Raw genomic sequence first — 18,599 nt, forward strand, 5'->3', positions numbered from 1 at the left:
GTGCACCGGGCGCCCCGCTCAGCAGATGCGCGGCAGCGGCTCGCCGCTGAGCCAGTCGACCACGCGCCGGCCGCCGAAAGCCGTGGCCATCTGCACGAAGCGCTGCGGGTCGTCGGTGACGGTGCCGATGCGCGCCGCCTCGCGACCCAGCGGATGCGAGCGCAGCGCCTCCAGCGCACCCTCGGCCACCGCCGCATCGCAGACCACGATGCACTTGCCCTCGTTGGCGACGTACAGCGGATCCAGCCCGAGCAGCTCGCAGGCCGCCTGGACCTGCGGCTTGACCGGAATCGCCGCTTCGTCGAGCAGCATGCCCACGCCCGACTGCTTCGCGATCTCGTTGAGCGTGGTGGCCAGGCCGCCGCGGGTGGGGTCGCGCAGCGTGCGCACGCTGCCTTCGGGCACCGCGGCGAGCAGCCGTGCCACCAGCGTGTGCAGCGCCGCGGTGTCGGACTCGATCGTGGTCTCGAACTCCAGTGAATCGCGCTGCGACAGCACCGCCACGCCGTGGTCGCCGATCGTGCCGCTGACCAGCACCGCATCGCCCGGGCGGGCGTGGCGCCCGCTGATGCTGCGGCCCGCGGGCACCACGCCGACGCCGGTGGTGGCGATGAACACGCCGTCGCCCTTGCCCTGCTCGACCACCTTGGTGTCGCCGGTGACGACGGGCACGCCGGCCTCGCGGGCGGCTGCGGCCATCGACTCGACGATGCGCTTCAGGTCGGCCAGCGGGAAGCCCTCTTCGAGGATGAAGCTCGCGCTCAGGTACAGCGGCGTGGCGCCGAGCATGGCTACGTCGTTGACCGTGCCGTGCACCGCCAGGCAGCCGATGTCGCCGCCGGGGAAGAACAGCGGCGAGATCACGTGGCCGTCGGTGGCCATCACCAGGCGGTGGCCGGCCGGCACCGGCAGCAGCGCGGCATCGTCGCCTTGGCGTAGGTATTCGTTGTCGAAGGCTAGGGCGAACAGCTCCTCGATCAGCTGCGCCGAGGCGCGGCCGCCGGCGCCGTGGTTCATGTCGACGCGGCCGTGCCTGAAGTCGATCGGGCGGACGTAGCCGGGCTTGCTCATGCCGCCACCACCGGAATGTCGCGGAAGCGCCCGTAGGTGTAGTGCGCCGCGCAGGCCCCTTCGGACGAGACCATGCACGAGCCCATCGGTGTCTCGGGCGTGCACACGGTACCGAACAGCTTGCAGTCGGTCGGCCGCTTCACACCGCGCAGGATGGCGCCGCATTCGCACTGCTTGTGGTCGGGCACGCTCTTGTAGACGAGGCCGAATCGCTTCTCGGCGTCGAAGCGCTCGAAGGCCGGGCGGATCTTCAGCGCTGAGTAGGGCACCTCGCCGAGGCCGCGCCACTCGAAGCTGGAACGCAGCTCGAAGACCTGCTGCACGATGGCCTGCGCGGCAAGGTTGCCCTCGCGCGTGACGGCGCGGCTGAATTCGTTCTCGACTTCGGCGCGGCCCTGGTTGACCTGGCGCACCAGCATCCAGATGGCCTGCATCACGTCCAGCGGCTCGAAGCCGGCGATCACCACCGGCTTGCGATACTCCTGCGCGAAGTGCTCGTAGGGCATCGCGCCGATCACGATGCTGACGTGTGCCGGACCGACGAAGCCGTCGATCGGCACCGTGCCGTACTGGCGCACCTCGGGCGATTCGAGGATGTGCGTGATCGCACTGGGCGTCAGCACGTGGTTGCACAGCACGCTGAAGTTCGCGATGCCTTCTGCCTGAGCCTGGCGGATCACCAGCGCGGTGGGCGGCGTGGTGGTCTCGAAGCCGATGGCGAGGAAGACGACCTCACGGTCCGCGTTCTCGCGGGCGAGCTTCAGCGCATCGGCCGCCGAATACACCATGCGGATGTCGGCGCCGCGGGCCTTGGTGCGCATCAGCGAAAGCGACTCGGAGGCGGGGACCCGCATCACGTCGCCGTAGGTGCACAGGATCACGCCGCGCTCGAGCGCCAGCGCGATCGCCTGGTCGATGCGGCCGATCGGCAGCACGCACACCGGGCAGCCGGGGCCATGGATCATGCGCAGGTTGGCCGGCAGCAGCTCGGTGATGCCGTAGCGCGAGATCGCGTGCGTGTGGCCGCCGCAGAACTCCATGAAGTGGTAGCGGCGCTGCGGGTCGACCTCGGCGGCGATGCGGCGCGCCAGCGCCTGCGCCACCTCGCCGCGGCGGAACTCGTCGATGTACCTCATGCGGTGCGCTCCGACGCGGACATTTCTGCGGCCATCTCGGCGAAGAGGGCCAGCGTCTTCTCGGCCTCCTCGGCGTCGAGAAGGCCGATGGCGTGGCCGACGTGCACGATGACGTAGTCGCCGACGCGCGCCTGCGGCGTCAGCGCGACCGAGATGGACTTGCGCACGCCGCCGAGTTCGACCACGGCCTGGTCGGCGGTCTGGAGCTCGACGATGCGGGCGGGGAGGGCGAGGCACATGGTCAGCTTTCCAGCGCGAGCGCGTTCGAAGAAAGGGTGGCGCGCGCGACGCGGCACGCCGCCACCCAGGCCTGGCCGAGCGCAAGGCCGGCGTCGCCGCAGGGGGTCTGGCGCGGGGCGTGCACCGCGAGGCCGGCGGCCTGCAGTTGCCTAGCGAGGCGTTCGCTCAGCACACGGTTCAGGAAGCAGCCGCCGCCGAACACCACCGTGTCGCAGCCGCGCTCGTGCGAGGCACGTACCGCCGCATCGGCGAGACCGTCGGCCAGCGCGTGGTGGAAGCGCAGCGCGGCCCGGGCTCGTGCGGGCTCGGCGTCGCGCGGCACGTCAAACAGCCCGGCGACCACGCCACGCAGGTCCAGCGTCGGCGCGAAGGTCGCGGCCTGCGTGTCGTCGGGCAGGGCCTGCGTGGCCAGCCGCTCCAGCGCGATCGCGGCCTCGGCCTCGAAGGCCTGGCGAATCGACAGGCCCAGCGCACCGGCAGCCGCATCGAACCAGCGGCCGGCGCCGGTGCTGGCCGGACAGTTCAGGCCGCGGTCGAGCATGGTCTTGAGGCCCCGGGCGGTGAGCGCGGGCACCGCGCCGGCGAAGCGCGCCTCGATCTCGTCGCCGCGGCCGAGCGCATGCAGCACCGCGGCGGCCAGCCGCCACGGCTCGCGCGCGGCGACGTCGCCGCCGGGCAGGGCGATGGGGTGCAGATGCCCGATGCGCTCCCAGCGGTGCGCGTGATCGCCGCCATCGACCCACAGCAGCTCGCCGCCCCACGCCGTGCCGTCGGTGCCCAGGCCGACGCCGTCGAGCGCGATGCCGATCACCGGCCGCGCGAGGCCGGCCTCGGCGATCACCGCGGCGATGTGCGCATGGTGGTGCTGCACGCCGATCGCCGGCACGCCGAGGCGCTCCGAGAGTGACTGCGCCAGCCGCGTGCTGTGGAAGTCGGGGTGCAGGTCGTGCGCGATCGCATCGACGCCGCCTTGCGCGAGCAGCGCCTCGGCGGCGTCGTCGAGCGCCCGGCAGGCCTCGGCCGTGCCCAGGTCGCCGTGCAGCGCCGACCAGGCGAGCCGGTCACCCTCCAGCCGCGCGGCGCGGTTCTTCAGGAAGGCGCCGCAGGCCAGCACCCGCGCAGGGGCGGAGCTCGGCAGCGTCGCGGTCTCGTTCATGCCGCCTCGGGATGCAGCAGCCACTCGACCCAGGCATCCAGCCCGGCGCCGGTCTTCGCCGACACCAGCAGCACCTCGATGCCCGGGTTGACGCGCCGCGCGTACTCGATGCACTTCGGCATGTCGAAGTCCAGGTGCGGCAGCAGGTCGGTCTTGTTCAGCACCATCAGCCGCGCCGCGGCGAACATGTCGGGGTACTTCAGCGGCTTGTCCTCGCCCTCGGTCACCGACAGGATCGCGATCTTCGCGGCCTCGCCCAGGTCCCACATCGCCGGACAGACGAGATTGCCGACGTTCTCGATAAAGAGCAGCGACTTCGCGTGGTGATGGTCGTGCGCATGGCCGTCGTGCGCATGATGATGCGCATGCAGATGCAGCCTTGAGAACGCGTCCGCCACCATCGCCGCGTCGAGGTGGCAGCCCTTGCCGGTGTTGACCTGGATCGCCGCAGCGCCGGTGGCGCGGATGCGGTCGGCGTCGTGGCTGGTCTGCTGGTCGCCCTCGATCACCGCCAGCGGCAGCGCGGGCGCATGGCGCTTGAGGTACTCGATCGTCGCGCACAGCAGCGTGGTCTTGCCCGAGCCGGGGCTGGAGACCAGGTTGTAAGCCGTCACGCCATGCGCCGCGAAGTGCGCCCGGTTGGCCGCGGCGATGCGGTTGTTCTCGCCGAGCACGTCGGCCTCGAGCCTGATCGCGCGGGCCTGGCTCATGCCGGGTACCGACACGCGCGCGGCGCCGGCGCCGTAGTGCAGGTCGCCGGTGCGTGCATCCACGGCCACGTGGGCATGCTCGGGATGCGTGGCGGTCGGGTGGGCGCAGCCGCAGACGACGCACATGGCTCGTTCTCCTTCAGTCGTCGTGGACCAGCAGCTCGAGCACGCGCAACTCGGTGCCGCCGGTGGGTTGGATCTGGTGGCCGCCGCAGACCGGGCAGGGGTCGGTGCGCGAGGCGATCTCGACGGTGGCGGCGCAGCGCAGGCACCAGGCCTGGCCCGGCGGCTCCTCGATCTCGATCACGGCGCCCTCGAGGCAGGTGCCGGGCGCAACGGCATCGAGCGCGAAGCGCAGCGCGCGCACCTCCACGCCCGACAGCGCGCCCGCCTCCAGGCGCAGCTGCGAGACACGCTTGAAGTGCTCGCGCACGGCGGCGTCCTCGACGAGCTTGACGATGCCGCCGGCCAGACTCAGCTCATGCATGGGCGGGCTCCGGCATCACCGCCACGTCGAACTCGACGCAGGGGTCGAAGGCCACCGCGGCGCGTGTGGCCTGATCGACGCGCGCATCGCCGTGCAGGCCCGCCAGCGTCTGCGCCAGCACGCCGTGCGGATGGAAGTTCCACTCGGTCGGCGCGAGCACGCGGCAGTCGGCCACGCGCGGGCCCTGCGGGCCATTTTCCAATTGCACCCAGTGCACCAGCAGCCCGCGGGCCATCTCGGTCCAGGCGACCGCCTCGCCCGGCCCGAGCGGCAGCGCGCCTTCGGCCAGCCGGTCGCGCCCGCCCGGTAGCGCGAGCTGCATCAGGTCGACGAGGCGGGCGACGAGGCGCATCCACGCATTGTGAAGCGGTGCGCAGGCCGTGTCGGCGACGCGGGTCCAGGGGCCGGTCTCGGCGGGGGCGCCCTGCCAGTCGGGGCGGGCGCAGAAGTCGGCCTCGTCGGCCATGCGCCGGGCCAGGCGAGGCATCGAGGCGCGCGGGGTGTCGAGCAGGCGCAGCGGCCGCTGCGGTGTCGCGATCGCCTGCATCGCCTCCCGCTGGCTGTGCAGCAGTCGTGCCAGCGGCGTGTCGGCCGCTTTGCACCAGTGCGCGGCCCAGGCCAGCGGATCGACGCGCTGTCCGGCCAGCCACGAGCTCACCGGTTCGGCCAGCCAGTGATGCGCCAGCCACAGGGGCAGGTCGGCCAGCTGGTCGTGCGCGTCGAGGTCGTCGCGCCACAGCGGGCAGCTGCGCAGGCGCAGCGCGGGTTCGGCCGCCGGCGCATCGGGCAGCAGGCGGTGCCAGTCGTGCGCGATGCGCAGCACGTGTTCGCGGGCGGTGCCGGCCTGCAGCGCGAGCCGCTCGGAGGGGGTGGACACCGCCACCTCGCCCCGCGCCGCCGCGACGGCGCGGCGTGCCGTCAGGCGGTGGGCATGCGCGCAGAGAGTGAACAGGGCGCCCAGCGTGCCGGGCAGGTCGTCGGCGCGGCGGCCGCGGGCCACGCGGGCAGCCAGCATCGGCCGGCTGCTGTGGATCGTGGGCAGCGCGGCGCCGGGGCGCAGGCTCATGCGGCCGGCGAGGTTCACGCCGACGCTCCCTCGCGCCGACCGAACAGGAAGCCGCGCCGTGCCGGCTGCGCCACGCGCGGTGGCAGCGGGCCGCGCAGTTGCTTCAGCACTTCCTCGGCCGTGGCCAGCGCGGCTGGCTGGTCGGCAAACTCGGCCATCGGCGAGAACAGCGAAGCCGCCTCGAAGGCGCCGACGCCGCTCTCGCGGGCGCCGATGAAGTCGAAGCGGCGCGCGCCGATGTCGCGGGCGCCGGCCTGCCCGACGGCGAGCGTGGCCACGCCGTCCTGCAGCGGCAGCCGCACCAGGTTCATGCACCAGGGCGTGACCAGCACGCCGAGGGCGACGTCGTCGTCGAGGGGCTGGAAGCCGACCGTCGCGACGGCGAGCCGCGGGTGCACCATCGGCAGGCCGGCCATGCGCGCGGCGGCGATGTGGGCATAGGCTCGTGCCAGTGCCTCGACACGGTCGGCGAGCGACAGGATCATGAGGCGTCCTGCAGCACCATGAACTGGTCGGCCGCGCCGTCGCACTGCGGGCAGCGCCAGTGCGCCGGCAGTTCGGCGAAGGGCGTGCCCGGCGCGATCTGCCAGACCGGGTCGCCCTCGGCGGGGTCGTAGACCCACCAGCAGATCTTGCATTCCAGCCGCGTGTGGGCGGCCAGCTTGGAGGCGTCGCCGAGATAGCTGCCTTCGAACATGTCAGTGGCGCCCGGCCGTTCCGAAGCCACGGACAGCCCCCTTGGGGGGCAGCGAACGGAGTGAGCTGGGGGGCTTCATCTCTCAGGCCCCATGTGTGACCCAGCTCAGCACTTCGGCCAGGCGCTCGGCCGTGTCGGCGAGATCCTCCGGCGCGGCGCAGGCCACCTCGGGGATCGCGCTGACCTCGACGGTGTTGAGGATCACCGCGTCCTGCGAGTTGTAGTACACGACGCGCCAGGTGTTGGGCACGCGCGTGTCGGTGATGCGGCAGTTGCCGTAGCCGCGCGAGAGGACCACCACGCGGCCGGTGCCGAGCTGGTGGTCCAGGTGGGCGATGTCCGCTGGCGAGAGCGGCAGCAGCGTCAGGTTGACCACGTGCGCGGCGTCGCCGGGCTGCCAGCGCGCGCGCCGGTCGGCGAGCTCGGTGAGGATGGGCGGCAGGTTCGGCAGCTCGGCGGGCACCGGCGGCAGCGGCTCGCGCGGGCCATGGCCGTCCTCATGCGCGGCGCGCAGCAGCGCGGCCGGGATCGCGCCGACCTCGACGTGGTCGTGCACCGCACCGTCGTCGCCGAGGGTGATCACCCGCCAGACGCCGGCGAATACCGACTCCTGGATGCGCACGCGCACCGCTTCGTCGCCGACCAGCCGGGTCTCCGGCTGCGCGAGCACCTGCGCGCTGACCTCGCCTTCGCCGAGCACCTGGTTGACCAGCGCCAGCTCGCCGGCCGGCAGACCGTCCAGGCGCACCGGCGACGGCACGCGGCCTTCGCAGGCGGCGGTGACGGCGTCCCGCACCGCGGCCAGCACCTCGCGGGCGAGTTCGTGGGCGGCAAGCTCTTCCGGGTCGGGCAGCACCGGCGGCCGGTAGGTGTCCATGCCCTTGGGCATGCTCATGCAGTCGAGCGCCTCGTCGTCGTGGCGGTCCGGCCCGAGATCGGCGACCACGGGAATCGGGAAGGGGCGGGAAGAGGCGGTCATGGCGGTCATCCGGTTCAGTGGCAGCCGGGTGTCGCGTGGGCGCTGACCACCGGGATGCCGATGGTTGGCGCGCGCGACACCGGCATGGCCAGCGCGGCCTCGACGAGCTTCAGGTACTCGGTCCAGTCGTGCATACCCGAGACCGTGGTGACGTACTGGCCGTCGCGCAGGAACACCAGCGAGGGCCAGCGCTGCACGCCGTAGCGGCGCGCCACCGCGTCCTGGCTGCCGGGCGCGACAACGCCGATCGCGAAGTCGGCGGCCAGCGCGCTGCGCAGCTCGGGCAGCACGACGGCCACGTCCAGGCCCTCGGGAAACTGCACCGGGTCGCCGGCCAGCAGAAGCACGCTCGTGCCCGGGCGCTCGAGGAAGGCGGCCAGCGTGTCGGCCTCGATGCGGGTGGCATCGAAGCGGTCGAGCAGGCGCTGCATCACGGCGGGCAGGGTGGTGGCGGTCATGGCGATCTCAGTCGGTGCGGCCGGTGAGGGCGGCCAGCGTGGCGGGGTCCGTGCGCGAGGGCAGCGCGAAGCCGGCCTCGGCGGTGGTGTCGGGCGCGCCGGTCAGCGCGTCTTGCAACAGGTCGAGCACGGCGTTGACTTCCGCGGCGCGCTGCGCATCGATGCGCTCGCGCGCCGTGTCGAGGAAGACGAGCAGCCAGTCGCGTTCGGCGCACTCGCCGACCAGCGCGGTGCCGATTCGCTTGACCTCGCCGCGGCCGGCGACCCAGGCGTGGCCGGGCTCGACGCTGATGACCTGCATGGGGATGCCGATGCACATGGCGTGCGTCCCGTCGTCAGCGCGGCAGGAAACGGTCGTCGCCGACACGGCAGGCCTGCTCGGGCGTTGGCCGGCCCGCCTCGTAAGCGCCGAGCGCCAGCGTGGGCACGGTCACCGCTTCGTCATGGGCAAGGGCGGCATCGCGCGGCACCGGCCTCGCGCCCCAGGCACGCAGGCGGTCGAGGCCGAGCGCGAGGGCGTCTTCCAGCGCCGTCTTCACGACGGGGCGCAGGCTGCCGCCGTAGTCTTCCAGTTCCTGCGGCTGGCAGCCGATCAGCAGCACCTGCTCGGGGTACTGCCCGGTCAGCTGCGCCAGCATCAGCACCTCCTGGAAGCCGGTCTGGTGCAGGCTCATCTTCTTGGCGCCCATGAAGCGCGGCACCTCGTCGTTCTCGATCAGCTTGAGCGTGCCGGGTTCGAGACCGTAGTCGATGGCGTCGAAGATCAGCAGCTTGCCCGCCGCCTGCACGTGCTGGATCAGGTACAGGCCCTGCGTGCCGCCGTCGACCAGGCTCACCGCCTCGCCGCCATCGTCGAAGGCCCAGCGCTGCTGCAGCGCCTCGACGCAGCGCACGCCGAAACCCTCGTCGGCCCACAGCACGTTGCCGATGCCCAGAACGGTGATGCCCACGGCGCCGGCCTCAGTCCTTGAACGTGCGGTAGCCCGAGATCATCGTGCTGACGATGCTCTGCCGGCCCATGATGTCCTCGCGGATCGCGGCGTACACGTGCAACGTCACGAAGATGACCATCGCCCACAGGCCCAGGTGGTGCCAGGTGTGCACGTCCTGCGAGTTCCCGAACAGCGGGATCACCCAGCTGCTGAACGCCGTGTGCGCCCACGAGCCGGGCTGCGTGCCTTCGCCGTACAGTGCGAAGCCGGTGACGAGCATGAACAGCGAGATGAACAGGAAGCCGAAGAACATCGCCGCGCGCGCCAGCGGGTTATGGCCCACGTAGCGGTTCGGCCGTCGGAGCAGGAAGGCGTACCACTTCAGCATCGTGGCCACCTCGCGCCAGTACAGGCGGCTGAACACCGGCAGCGTGAACAGCTCGCGCGCGTGGTGGTTGCCGACGAAGGCCCAGTACAGCCGTCCGATCAGACCGACCGCGAAGACGTAGCCCGCAGCGAAGTGCGCGAAGCGGATGTAGCCCATCAGGTAATTCGCGCTGGCCTCGCCGGGCAGGGTGGGCAGCGGCGAGCCGATGAAGTAGCCGGTGATCGCCAGCACGATCAGCGCCAGCGCGTTGACCCAGTGCCACAGGCGCACCGGTGCTTCGTAGACATAGACCGCCTTGATCGCCGCCGCGCGGGCGACGGCGGTCTCGTCGGTGCCGGTGACGCCGTTGAACGAAGGCGACGGTGTGAGCGACATGCTGACCTCCCCTGTGCTGCGGTGTCAGGCTTGCGCCAGCAGAACGACGCCGGCCAGGCCCAGCAGCGCGCCGGCGCTGCGCCAGATCCACGCGCCGCGATCGCGCAGCATCGCGCCCAGGCCGACGCCGCCGGCGTGCAGCGCGGCGGTGGTGGCGAGGAACCCGAGCGCGTAGCCGGCCACGCTGGCGCCAGCCGGCAACTCGGCCCCGTGCGCCACGCCGTGCAGCGCGGCCGCGGACGCGACCAGGGCGAGGCCGGGAGCAGCCGGCACGCGCTTCGCAAAGGCGAGCATCGCGCCGAACATCGCCACCGACAGCGCGATGCCGTACTCGACGAAGGGCAGTGCGAGGCCAGCCATTGCCAGCAGCGCCGCGGCCGTCATCGCCGCGAGGAAGGTCAGCGGCGCGATCCAGCGGCGTGCGCCGTCGAAGGCGGCAGCCGACCACACGCCCACCGCCACCATCGCCAGCAGGTGGTCCAAGCCCAGCGGATGGGCCAGGCCCTGGAACAGCGACTCGGTGCCGTGGCCGGTGTGGGCCGAGGTGGTGCCGGCCGCCAGCGCGAGGCCGACGGCGGCCGCGCCGCGCAGGAGGTTTGATGCGTGGTTCATGGTGTCTCCGTCGTTCGTCTTCAGCGCACCTTGACGCGGGTGAGCTCGGCGCCGTCCTCGCTCATCACGTGGGTGGAGCAGGCCAGGCAGGGGTCGAAGGAGTGCAGCGTGCGCAGGATCTCGACAGGCTGCTGCGGGTCGACCATCGGCGTGTTCATCAGGCTGGCCTCGAAGGCGCCGATCTGGCCCTTGGCGTCGCGCGGGCTGCCGTTCCAAGTGGTGGGCACCACGCACTGGTAGTTCTCGATGCGGCCGTCCTTGATCTTCACCCAGTGGCCCAGCATGCCGCGCGGCGCGGCCACCGTGCCGACGCCCTTGGCCTCCTTCGGCCAGGTGGCCGGGTCCCACTTGTCGACGTTGGCGGTGGCGGTGTCGCCGGCCTTGACGTTGGCGATCAGCTCGTTCCAGTCGTCGACCATCATCTCGCCGCAGTACTGCCCCTCCAGGCAGCGCGCCAGCGTGCGGCCGATGGTGGTGGGCAGCAGCTGCTTGGGCGTGTACTGCGTCTCCGGCAGGCCCAGCGCCTTGGGGATGGCGCTGTTGATCATCATCGCGGCGTACTCGATCTGCTCCTTCGGCCGCTGGGCGAACCTGTTGCCCTTTCTCGCGTGGGCGTAGGCGAGGATGTAGCGCGACAGCGGCCCGACCTCCATCGCGTGGCCGCGCCAGCGCGGCGCCTTGATCCACGAGTACTTGGCTGCCTCGTCGATCTGCTCGATGGCCGTCTTCGTGCCCTTGGTGTTGGCGCCCAGCGCGTAGTTCGGCTCGGTCACGCCGTCCCAGGGATGCAGGCCCTTGGTCTCGTCGGCGTACTTGTACCAGCTGTGCGTGACGAACTCCTGCACCTGCTCGGGGTCGCGCGGGTCGATCGGCAGGATCTCGTCCCAGTTCCCGTTCAGGATCACGCCGCCGGGCAGCTGGTCGGTGCTCTTGTCGTAGTTGACCTTCGGGTACTCGCCGTAGTCGGCCACGTTGGTGGCCGCGAGGCCGCCGCCGTGCAGCCAGCCGGCGTGCTTGTAGATCGTGCCGATCGCCAGCACGTCGGGCAGGTAGACGTTCTTGTTGAACTCCACCATCTCGTCGATGCGCGCCTTGACGAAGTTCAGCCGCTCCATGTTGATCGGCGCACCGGCCGCGCCGTCGCGGTCGAGGTTGATCGCGCAGGGCACGCCGCCGACCAGGTAGTTCGGGTGCGGGTTCTTGCCGCCGAAGATGGTGTGCACCTTGACCCATTCCTTCTGCAGGTCGAGCGCCTCGAGGTAGTGCGTCACGGCCATCAGGTTGGCCTCGGGCGGCAGCACGTAGGCCTTGTGGCCCCAGTAGCCGTTCATGAAGGGGCCGAGCTGGCCGCTGTCGACGAACTTCTTCAGACGGTTCTGGATGTCGCGGAAGTAGCCGGGCGACGAGAGCGGGTGCGACGGCGAGACGAGCTGCTGCAGCTCGCTGGTCTTTTTCGGGTCGGCCTTCAGCGCCGACACCACGTCGACCCAGTCCAGCGCATGCAGGTGGTAGAAGTGCACCGCGTGGTCGTGCACCTGCAGCGTCTTGGCCATCATCTCGCGGATCAGGTGCGCGTTCTTCGGGATGCGGATCCCGAGCGCATCCTCCACCGCGCGCACCGAGGTCAACGCGTGGCAGCCGGTGCACACGCCGCAGATGCGCTCGACGAAAGCCCAGGCGTCGCGCGGGTCGCGGCCCTTGAGGATCACCTCCAGTCCGCGCCACATCGTGCCGGTGGAGACGGCGTTGCGGATGACGTTGTCCTTGTCGACGTTGACCTCGCAGCGCATGTGGCCCTCGATGCGGGTCACCGGATCGACGACCACGCGCCTGCCGCTGTCGTCGAGCTTGAAGCCTTGCGTTTCGTACGCGCCCATGGGGTTGTGCTCCTCGTTGCTTACGGGTTGCTGCCCGCCGGGGTGCTGACGCGCTTGATCGCGGAGACCGCCGCATGCGCCGCCACCGCCGCGCCGACCACGCCGGCCGCCGTGCCGCCGACCTTGTCGGCGTTGGCCTCGATGCCGAACTGGTGGATGTCGGTCAGGCGGCTGTAGAACGAACCCTTGTCCCAGAAGCCGTCTTCCGAGCAGCCGATGCAGCCGTGGCCGGCCTTGATCGGGAAGCTGGTGCCCTCGTTCCACTGAACAGTGGAGCAGGCGTTGTAAGTCGTCGGGCCCTTGCAGCCGACCTTGTAGAGGCAGTAGCCGCGGCGCGCGCTCTCGTCGTCGAAGGCCTCGACGAACTGGCCGGCGTCGAAGTGCGGTCGGCGGTAGCACTTGTCGTGGATGCGCTGGCTGTAGAACATCTTCGGCCGGCCCTGGCGGTCGAGCTCGGGAATGCGGTCGAAGGTCAGCATGTAGGTGATCACGCCGGTCATCACCTCGGCGATCGGCGGGCAGCCGGGCACCTTGATGATCGGCTTGTCGGTGATCACCTTGTGGATCGGCGTGGCCTGCGTCGGATTCGGCCTGGCGGCCTGCACGCAGCCCCAGCTGGCGCAGGAGCCCCAGGCGATCACCGCCTTGCTGTCCTTGGCCACGCGCTTGAGCTTGTCGACGAAGGGCTTGCCCGATTGGATGCAGAACATGCCGCCTTCGTGCAGCGGCGGGTTGCCCTCCACGGCCAGTATGTAGTTGCCCTTGTATTTGGCCATGATCTCCTCGAGGATGGCCTCGGCCTGGTGGCCGGCGGCGGCCATCAGCGTGTCGTCGTAGTCCAGGCTGATCATCGACAGCACCACGTCCTTGGCCAGCGGGTGCGCCGAGCGGATGAAGCTCTCCGAGCAGCAGGTGCACTCCAGCCCGTGCAGCCACAGCACCGGCGTGCGCGGCTTGGTCTCCATCGCATGGGCGATCTGCGGCACGAACGAGGGTGCAAGGCCGAGCGAGGTGGCCGTGAGCGAGCAGTACTTGAGGAAGCTGCGCCGCGAGATGCCCTGGCGCCGCATCACCTCGTAGAAGGTCTCCATCGTCCCCGTCTCCTGTGTGGATCTGGCCGACACCGTCACAAGAGGCGTGCCGTGTTCCCGTCGACCTCGGGAAAGTCCGGGAGGGGGCTCGTAAGTCCTTGATGTCAGGAGAATTTTCGTCGCCGTCGGGTCGAGCCGGCGGGCGCCACTGCACGACACTGGTAACCGGCTTGTCGGTGGCGCTGGCGAAGTGGAAGCCGCACGTGCAGCGCGCCGCGTCGCCCGCGTCAGGGACTTCATCGGGGCTTGGCGGCGGGTTTGGAGATGGGCCTCGGTGTCCAGGCCTGTCCCGAACCGCCGTGAAGCCCGATCGGGGCCGATGCTTGCCCGAACGCCCGGGTCACGTCATTCTTCGTGGTGTGAGGGCGTCGCCGGCTTCGCCGCAGATCGTGAGTCACCGGCCGGGGCGCTGCGTCGTCGCCGGCGCCTTGGCGACGCTGTGCCTGGCGGCCTGTGCGGCCCTCGCGCCGGTGACGATCACGCCGGGCCAGACCGAGGCCGACGTCGTGCGCGCGCTGGGTCCGGTGACGGCCCGCTATGCGATGCCCGACGGCACGACGCGCGTCGAGATCGCGCGCGGCCCTCTCGGGCGCCAGACCTACATGATCGACGTCGATGCCGCCGGGCGCGTGGTGCGCGGCGAGCAGGTGCTCGACGAGCGGCACTTCGCCGAGATCGTCGACGGCATGGCCGAGGCGCAGGTGCTGCGCCGCATCGGCCGCCCGGCCGAGCGTCAGCCGGTGGGCTTCGTCGGGCGGGTTGTCTGGTCGTGGCGCTACGAAAACAATCTGTGTCTGTGGTTTCGCGTCACGTTCGGCCCCGACGGCCGCACGATCGGCGGTGGAGGCTACCTGCCCGACCCGCTGTGCGAGCCACCGTTCGAACTGTTCTGACCGATCTTCACGATGACCCTGACCGTCTACGGCATTGCCCACTGCGACACCGTCAAGCGCGCGCGCGCGTGGCTCGCCGAGCGCGGCGTCGAGGTGACGTTCCACGACTTCAAGAAGTCCGGTGTGCCCGCCGAGGCCTTGGACGCCTGGATCGCGACGCTCGGCTGGGAGCGGCTGCTCAATCGCCAGGGCACGACGTGGCGCAAGCTCGACGACGCGGCGAAGGCCGCGGTGACCGATGCCGCGTCGGCCCGCGCGCTGATGCTCGCGCAGCCGAGCGTGATCCGCCGGCCCGTGGTGCGCTGGCGCGATGGGTCGCTGACGGTCGGCTTCGACGCCGACGACTGGTTGCGCCGCCTGTAGCGGCGAGGCTCAGCGCACCGTCACCGGCAGCCGCCTGAAACCGCGGAAGCGCACGCGCGCGTCGCGCTCGGGGGCGGCCGCCAGATCGAGGCGCGGGAAGCGCGCCGCCAGGCGCCCGATCGCGATGCGCGCCTCGAGCCGCGCGACGTTCATCCCGGCGCAGGCGTGCGCGCCGTGGCCGAACGCGAGGTGCGGGTTCGGCTTGCGCGCGACGTCGAGCCGCTCGGGCTCGGCGAAGACGGCCGGGTCGCGGTTGGCCGCGCCGATCGCCAGCGTCAGGAACGCGCCCGCGGGCACGGTGCCGCCGGCGAGTTCGATCGGCGCGGTCGCCAGCCGGTTGTTGAGCTGCAGCGGACTCTCGTAGCGCAGCAGCTCCTCGACCGCGCTGCCGATCAGCGCGGGGTCGTCCACGAGCCGCTGCCACTGGTCGCGCCGGGTCAGCAGCGCGTGCACGCCGTTGCCGATCAGGTTCGTCGTCGTCTCGTGTCCGGCGTTGAGCAGGAAGATGCACTGGTGCAGCAGCTCGGTGTCCGACAGCGGCTCGCCGTCGCCGACGATCAGCCGCGTCAGCACGTCGACGTCGGGGTCGCCGGGGTGGCGGCGGCGCTCGGCCACCAGCGTGCGCAGGTAGTCCTTGAACGCCTCGACCGCGGCGTTCCCGCGCGCGAGCACCTCGGCCGACGGCGCCGGCTCGAGCGCCGAGAGGATCGCGAGCGACCAGTCGCGCAGCGGGCCGCGCTCGTCGGCGGGCACGTCGAGCAGGTTGCCGATCACGTCGATGGGGATGCGCGCGGCGAAGTCGTCGATCAGGTCGGGCGCCGGCGCGTCGGCCAGGCGGTCGAGGAGGGCGTCGACGAGCGCGACGAGACCGGGCTCCATGCGCGCGAGCGCGCGCGGGTTCAGCGCAGTAACGATGGGGCGCCGCACGCGGGTGTGCAGCGGCGGGTCGTTGAAGACGAGGCTCGTCGTGTGGTGCTCGAACAGCGGCGTGCCCGCGCCGAACTTCGGCGCGAACTCGCGCCGCTTGTCGGAGCTCGCCGCCGGATGGCGGTAGACGGCGGCGACGTCGTCGTAGCGCGTCAGCAGGAACGAGCCCGGCGCCAGCTCGTGCACCGGGTCGTGCGCGCGCAGCGCGGCGTAGACCGGGTAGGGGTCGTCGACGAAGCCGGGTGGCGGGTCCGTCAGCGTGAAGCGCGTGGCCAGCGTGCGGGCGGTGTCGGGGTCCATCGGCGACAGTGTCCGCTTCCAGCCACGCCGGCGCCAGCGGGCTTGCCCGGGCCGCATGGCTCGAACGCAAAGGGGCGCGGCGCTCGCGCGCCGCGCCCCCTGGCTGAACGGTGCGCCCGGTCAGGCCGCGAGGAGTTGCCGCAGCACGAACGGCAGGATGCCGCCGTGCTTGTAGTAGTCGACCTCGATCGCCGTGTCGATGCGCAGCGTCACCGTCACTTCGCGCTGCGAGCCGTCGGGCTTCGTGATCACGAGCTTGGCGTCGCTCTGCGGCTTGATCTCGTCGCCGAGCACGACATCGACGACTTCGTCGCCGCGGATACCCAGACTCTCCCACGAGTCGCCGGCCTTGAACTGCAGCGGCAGCACGCCCATGCCGATCAGGTTGCTGCGGTGGATGCGCTCGAAGCTCTTCGCGACGACCGCCTTGATCCCCAGCAGCTGCGTGCCCTTGGCGGCCCAGTCGCGGCTCGAGCCGGTGCCGTATTCCTCGCCGGCGAAGATCACGGTGGGCACGCCCGCGGCCATGTACTTCATCGCGGCGTCGTAGATGAACATCTTCTCGCCGCCGGGCTGATAGAGCGTGACGCCGCCTTCCTCGCGCGAGCCGTCCTCGCGCGGCGGGATCATCAGGTTCTTGATGCGCACGTTGGCGAAGGTGCCGCGCATCATCACCTCGTGGTTGCCGCGGCGCGAGCCGTAGCTGTTGAAGTCGGCCTTGGCGACGCCGTTGGCGATCAGGTACTGGCCGGCCGGCGAGTTCTCCTTGATCGAGCCCGCGGGCGAGATGTGGTCGGTCGTGATCGAGTCGCCGAACAGGGCCATGATGCGCGCGCCCTTGACGCCCGACTCGAGCGCCTTCGGCGTCATCTCGAAGCCCTCGAAGAACGGCGGCTGCGCGATGTAGGTGCTCTTCGGCCACGTGTAGACCTGGCCCTTGACGCCCTTGATCTGCTCCCACAGCTTGCCGGGCTTGGCGTGCACCTTGCCGTAGTTCTCCTTGAACGCCTTCGCGTCCATCGCGTACTTCATCAGCTTGTAGACCTCGTCGCTGCTGGGCCAGATGTCGCCGAGGTACACCGGCTTGCCCTTCTTGCCGAAGCCCACCGGCTCGGTCATCAGGTCCTTCGTGACGTTGCCGGCGATCGCGTACGCCACCACGAGCGGCGGGCTGGCGAGGAAGTTGGCCTTGAGGTTCGGGTGGATGCGCGCCTCGAAGTTGCGGTTGCCCGACAGCACCGCGGCGCAGACGAGGTCGTTCTTCGTGATGACGTCGTTGATCTCGGGCGTCAGGTCGCCGGCGTTGCCGATGCAGGTCGTGCAGCCGTAGGCCGCCACCGCGAAGCCGAGCTTCTCGAGGTAGGGCAGCAGGCCCGCCTTGGTCAGGTACTCGGTGACGATGCGCGAGCCCGGCGCGAGCGAGGTCTTGACGTGCGGCTTGACCTTCAGCCCCGCCTCGACGGCCTTCTTCGCGAGCAGGCCGGCGGCGAGCAGCACGCCCGGGTTGCTCGTGTTGGTGCAGCTCGTGATCGCGGCGATCAGCACGTCGCCGTTGCGGATGTCGATGCCGTCGGCGGTCTTGAACACCTGGCCGAGCTTGTCGGCCGGCTGGTTGAAGCCGTTGTCGGCCACCGGCTTGCTGAACAGCTCGGTGAACTTCGATGCGAGGTGCGTGATCTCGATGCGGTCCTGCGGGCGCTTCGGGCCCGCAAGGCTCGGCGCCACCGTCGACAGGTCGAGCGTGACGACGCTCGTGTAGTCGATCTCGCCGGCCTTCGGAATGCCGAACAGCTTCTGCGCCTTGAAGTAGGCCTCGAAGGCTTCGATCTCGGCCTTCGTGCGGCCGGTGCCCCTGAAGTACTCGATCGTCTTGCCGTCGACCGGGAAGAAGCCCATCGTCGCCCCGTACTCGGGCGCCATGTTGGCGATCGTCGCGCGGTCGGGCACCGACAGGCTCTCGGTGCCGGGGCCGAAGAACTCGACGAACTTGCCGACCACCTTGTGCTTGCGCAGGATCTCGGTGACGGTGAGCACGAGGTCGGTGGCGGTGACGCCCTCGCGCAGCTGGCCGGTGAGCTCGAAGCCGACGACGTCAGGCGTCAGGAAGTACACCGGCTGGCCGAGCATGCCGGCCTCGGCCTCGATGCCGCCGACACCCCAGCCGACGACACCGATGCCGTTGATCATCGTCGTGTGGCTGTCGGTACCGACCAGCGTGTCGGGGTAGTGCACCTTGTCCTTGCGCTTGTGCACGCCGCGCGCGAGGTACTCGAGGTTGACCTGGTGCACGATGCCGAAGCCCGGCGGCACGACGCCGAAGGTGTCGAACGCCTGCATGCCCCACTTCATGAACTCGTAGCGCTCGCGGTTGCGCTCGAACTCGAGCTTCATGTTGAGGTCCAGCGCCTTCTTCGTGCCGTAGTGGTCGATCATCACCGAGTGGTCGACAACGAGGTCGACCGGCACCAGCGGCTCGATCGTCTTCGGGTTCTTGCCCATGCGGTCGGCGACGTTGCGCATCGCGGCCAGGTCGGCCAGCAGCGGCACGCCGGTGAAGTCCTGCAGCACGACGCGCGAGACGACGAACGGGATCTCGTCGGTGCGCGGCGCGTTGGGCTGCCAGTTGGCGAGCTGCTCGACGTGCTCCTTCGTGACCTTCTTGCCGTCGCAGTTGCGCAGCACGCTCTCGAGCACGATGCGGATCGACACCGGCAGCCGGTTGACGTTCGGGTAGATCTTCGCGAGCGCGGGCAGCGAGTACAGCAGGCCTTCCTTGCCGGAGGCGGTCTTGAACGACTTCAGGGTCTTGGAGAAGGCGTGGGCGGGGGCGAGCATGGTGCG

At 70.7% G+C, this 18,599-nt stretch carries 21 protein-coding genes; 2 read left to right on the plus strand and 19 right to left on the minus strand.

Translation table 11 applies throughout. The features are described from left to right. Nucleotides 1–18: 18 nt before the first annotated feature. From hypE to MOJ79_RS08620, 17 genes are all read right to left on the minus strand, one after another. Complete coding sequence (hypE, locus tag MOJ79_RS08540; RefSeq protein WP_241923770.1) at nt 19–1,071, minus strand: hydrogenase expression/formation protein HypE; 1,053 nt, start codon at nt 1,069–1,071, stop codon at nt 19–21. Then, nucleotides 1,068–2,207, minus strand: coding sequence for a hydrogenase formation protein HypD (gene hypD / locus MOJ79_RS08545; RefSeq protein WP_241923771.1), 1,140 nt, complete (start codon nt 2,205–2,207; stop codon nt 1,068–1,070). Before hypD ends, hypE begins: the two co-directional genes overlap by 4 nt. Beyond that, nucleotides 2,204–2,446 (minus strand): HypC/HybG/HupF family hydrogenase formation chaperone, encoded by a 243-nt coding sequence (locus tag MOJ79_RS08550; RefSeq protein WP_241923772.1) that lies wholly within the window; start codon nt 2,444–2,446, stop codon nt 2,204–2,206. Before MOJ79_RS08550 ends, hypD begins: the two co-directional genes overlap by 4 nt. A gap of 2 nt (nt 2,447–2,448) precedes the next feature. Continuing rightward, entirely contained in the window at nt 2,449–3,603 is a 1,155-nt protein-coding gene (locus MOJ79_RS08555) for a Kae1-like domain-containing protein (protein ID WP_241923773.1), read from the minus strand. Beyond that, a complete protein-coding gene (gene hypB / locus MOJ79_RS08560; RefSeq protein WP_241923774.1) occupies nt 3,600–4,439 on the minus strand; it encodes a hydrogenase nickel incorporation protein HypB in 840 nt (279 codons plus the stop codon). The genes MOJ79_RS08555 and hypB overlap by 4 nt, the downstream gene beginning before the upstream one ends. 13 nt (nt 4,440–4,452) lie before the next feature. Further along, a complete protein-coding gene (gene hypA / locus MOJ79_RS08565) occupies nt 4,453–4,800 on the minus strand; it encodes a hydrogenase maturation nickel metallochaperone HypA (RefSeq protein WP_241923775.1) in 348 nt (115 codons plus the stop codon). Continuing rightward, nucleotides 4,793–5,884 (minus strand): hypothetical protein, encoded by a 1,092-nt coding sequence (locus MOJ79_RS08570; protein WP_241923776.1) that lies wholly within the window; start codon nt 5,882–5,884, stop codon nt 4,793–4,795. The genes hypA and MOJ79_RS08570 overlap by 8 nt, the downstream gene beginning before the upstream one ends. Beyond that, nucleotides 5,881–6,351: a [NiFe]-hydrogenase assembly chaperone HybE gene (hybE, locus tag MOJ79_RS08575; RefSeq protein ID WP_241923777.1), complete on the minus strand. Its 471-nt coding sequence runs from the start codon at nt 6,349–6,351 to the stop codon at nt 5,881–5,883. The genes MOJ79_RS08570 and hybE overlap by 4 nt, the downstream gene beginning before the upstream one ends. Continuing rightward, nucleotides 6,348–6,563: a rubredoxin gene (locus MOJ79_RS08580; RefSeq protein WP_241923778.1), complete on the minus strand. Its 216-nt coding sequence runs from the start codon at nt 6,561–6,563 to the stop codon at nt 6,348–6,350. Before MOJ79_RS08580 ends, hybE begins: the two co-directional genes overlap by 4 nt. 82 nt (nt 6,564–6,645) lie before the next feature. Next, nucleotides 6,646–7,542 carry a hydrogenase expression/formation protein gene (locus MOJ79_RS08585; RefSeq protein ID WP_241923779.1) on the minus strand — a complete coding sequence of 299 codons (897 nt, stop codon included), beginning with the start codon at nt 7,540–7,542 and terminating at the stop codon, nt 6,646–6,648. A 14-nt stretch (nt 7,543–7,556) separates the two neighbouring features. After that, nucleotides 7,557–8,000 carry a hydrogenase gene (locus MOJ79_RS08590; RefSeq protein WP_241923780.1) on the minus strand — a complete coding sequence of 148 codons (444 nt, stop codon included), beginning with the start codon at nt 7,998–8,000 and terminating at the stop codon, nt 7,557–7,559. A gap of 7 nt (nt 8,001–8,007) precedes the next feature. Continuing rightward, nucleotides 8,008–8,319 (minus strand): HypC/HybG/HupF family hydrogenase formation chaperone, encoded by a 312-nt coding sequence (locus MOJ79_RS08595; RefSeq protein WP_241923781.1) that lies wholly within the window; start codon nt 8,317–8,319, stop codon nt 8,008–8,010. A 16-nt stretch (nt 8,320–8,335) separates the two neighbouring features. Then, the gene (locus MOJ79_RS08600) at nt 8,336–8,950 is read right to left on the minus strand and encodes a HyaD/HybD family hydrogenase maturation endopeptidase (protein ID WP_241923782.1); all 615 of its coding nucleotides are present in this window, start codon (nt 8,948–8,950) and stop codon (nt 8,336–8,338) included. A 10-nt stretch (nt 8,951–8,960) separates the two neighbouring features. Further along, complete coding sequence (gene cybH, locus MOJ79_RS08605; protein ID WP_241923783.1) at nt 8,961–9,695, minus strand: Ni/Fe-hydrogenase, b-type cytochrome subunit; 735 nt, start codon at nt 9,693–9,695, stop codon at nt 8,961–8,963. 24 nt (nt 9,696–9,719) lie between these two features. After that, complete coding sequence (locus tag MOJ79_RS08610) at nt 9,720–10,307, minus strand: HupE/UreJ family protein (RefSeq protein WP_241923784.1); 588 nt, start codon at nt 10,305–10,307, stop codon at nt 9,720–9,722. Between the two features lie 20 nt (nt 10,308–10,327). Continuing rightward, complete coding sequence (locus MOJ79_RS08615; protein ID WP_241923785.1) at nt 10,328–12,184, minus strand: nickel-dependent hydrogenase large subunit; 1,857 nt, start codon at nt 12,182–12,184, stop codon at nt 10,328–10,330. Between the two features lie 20 nt (nt 12,185–12,204). Beyond that, nucleotides 12,205–13,275: a hydrogenase small subunit gene (locus tag MOJ79_RS08620; protein WP_241923786.1), complete on the minus strand. Its 1,071-nt coding sequence runs from the start codon at nt 13,273–13,275 to the stop codon at nt 12,205–12,207. Nucleotides 13,276–13,664: 389 nt separating this feature from the next. Between MOJ79_RS08620 and MOJ79_RS08625 the strand changes: the two genes are divergently transcribed. Both MOJ79_RS08625 and MOJ79_RS08630 read left to right on the plus strand, forming a co-directional pair. Further along, the gene (locus tag MOJ79_RS08625) at nt 13,665–14,168 is read left to right on the plus strand and encodes a hypothetical protein (protein ID WP_241923787.1); all 504 of its coding nucleotides are present in this window, start codon (nt 13,665–13,667) and stop codon (nt 14,166–14,168) included. Between the two features lie 12 nt (nt 14,169–14,180). After that, the gene (locus tag MOJ79_RS08630) at nt 14,181–14,531 is read left to right on the plus strand and encodes an ArsC family reductase (protein ID WP_241923788.1); all 351 of its coding nucleotides are present in this window, start codon (nt 14,181–14,183) and stop codon (nt 14,529–14,531) included. A 9-nt stretch (nt 14,532–14,540) separates the two neighbouring features. On the opposite strand, the gene MOJ79_RS08635 is transcribed toward MOJ79_RS08630, so the two are convergent. After that, nucleotides 14,541–15,758, minus strand: a complete 1,218-nt coding sequence (locus MOJ79_RS08635; RefSeq protein ID WP_241923789.1) for a cytochrome P450 — start codon at nt 15,756–15,758, stop codon at nt 14,541–14,543. 120 nt (nt 15,759–15,878) lie between these two features. Continuing rightward, nucleotides 15,879–18,593, minus strand: a complete 2,715-nt coding sequence (gene acnA / locus MOJ79_RS08640) for an aconitate hydratase AcnA (RefSeq protein WP_241923790.1) — start codon at nt 18,591–18,593, stop codon at nt 15,879–15,881. Nucleotides 18,594–18,599: the final 6 nt, after the last annotated feature.

This window comes from Calidifontimicrobium sp. SYSU G02091 (genome assembly GCF_022631395.1).
Taxonomy (GTDB): domain Bacteria; phylum Pseudomonadota; class Gammaproteobacteria; order Burkholderiales; family Burkholderiaceae_C; genus Calidifontimicrobium; species Calidifontimicrobium sediminis.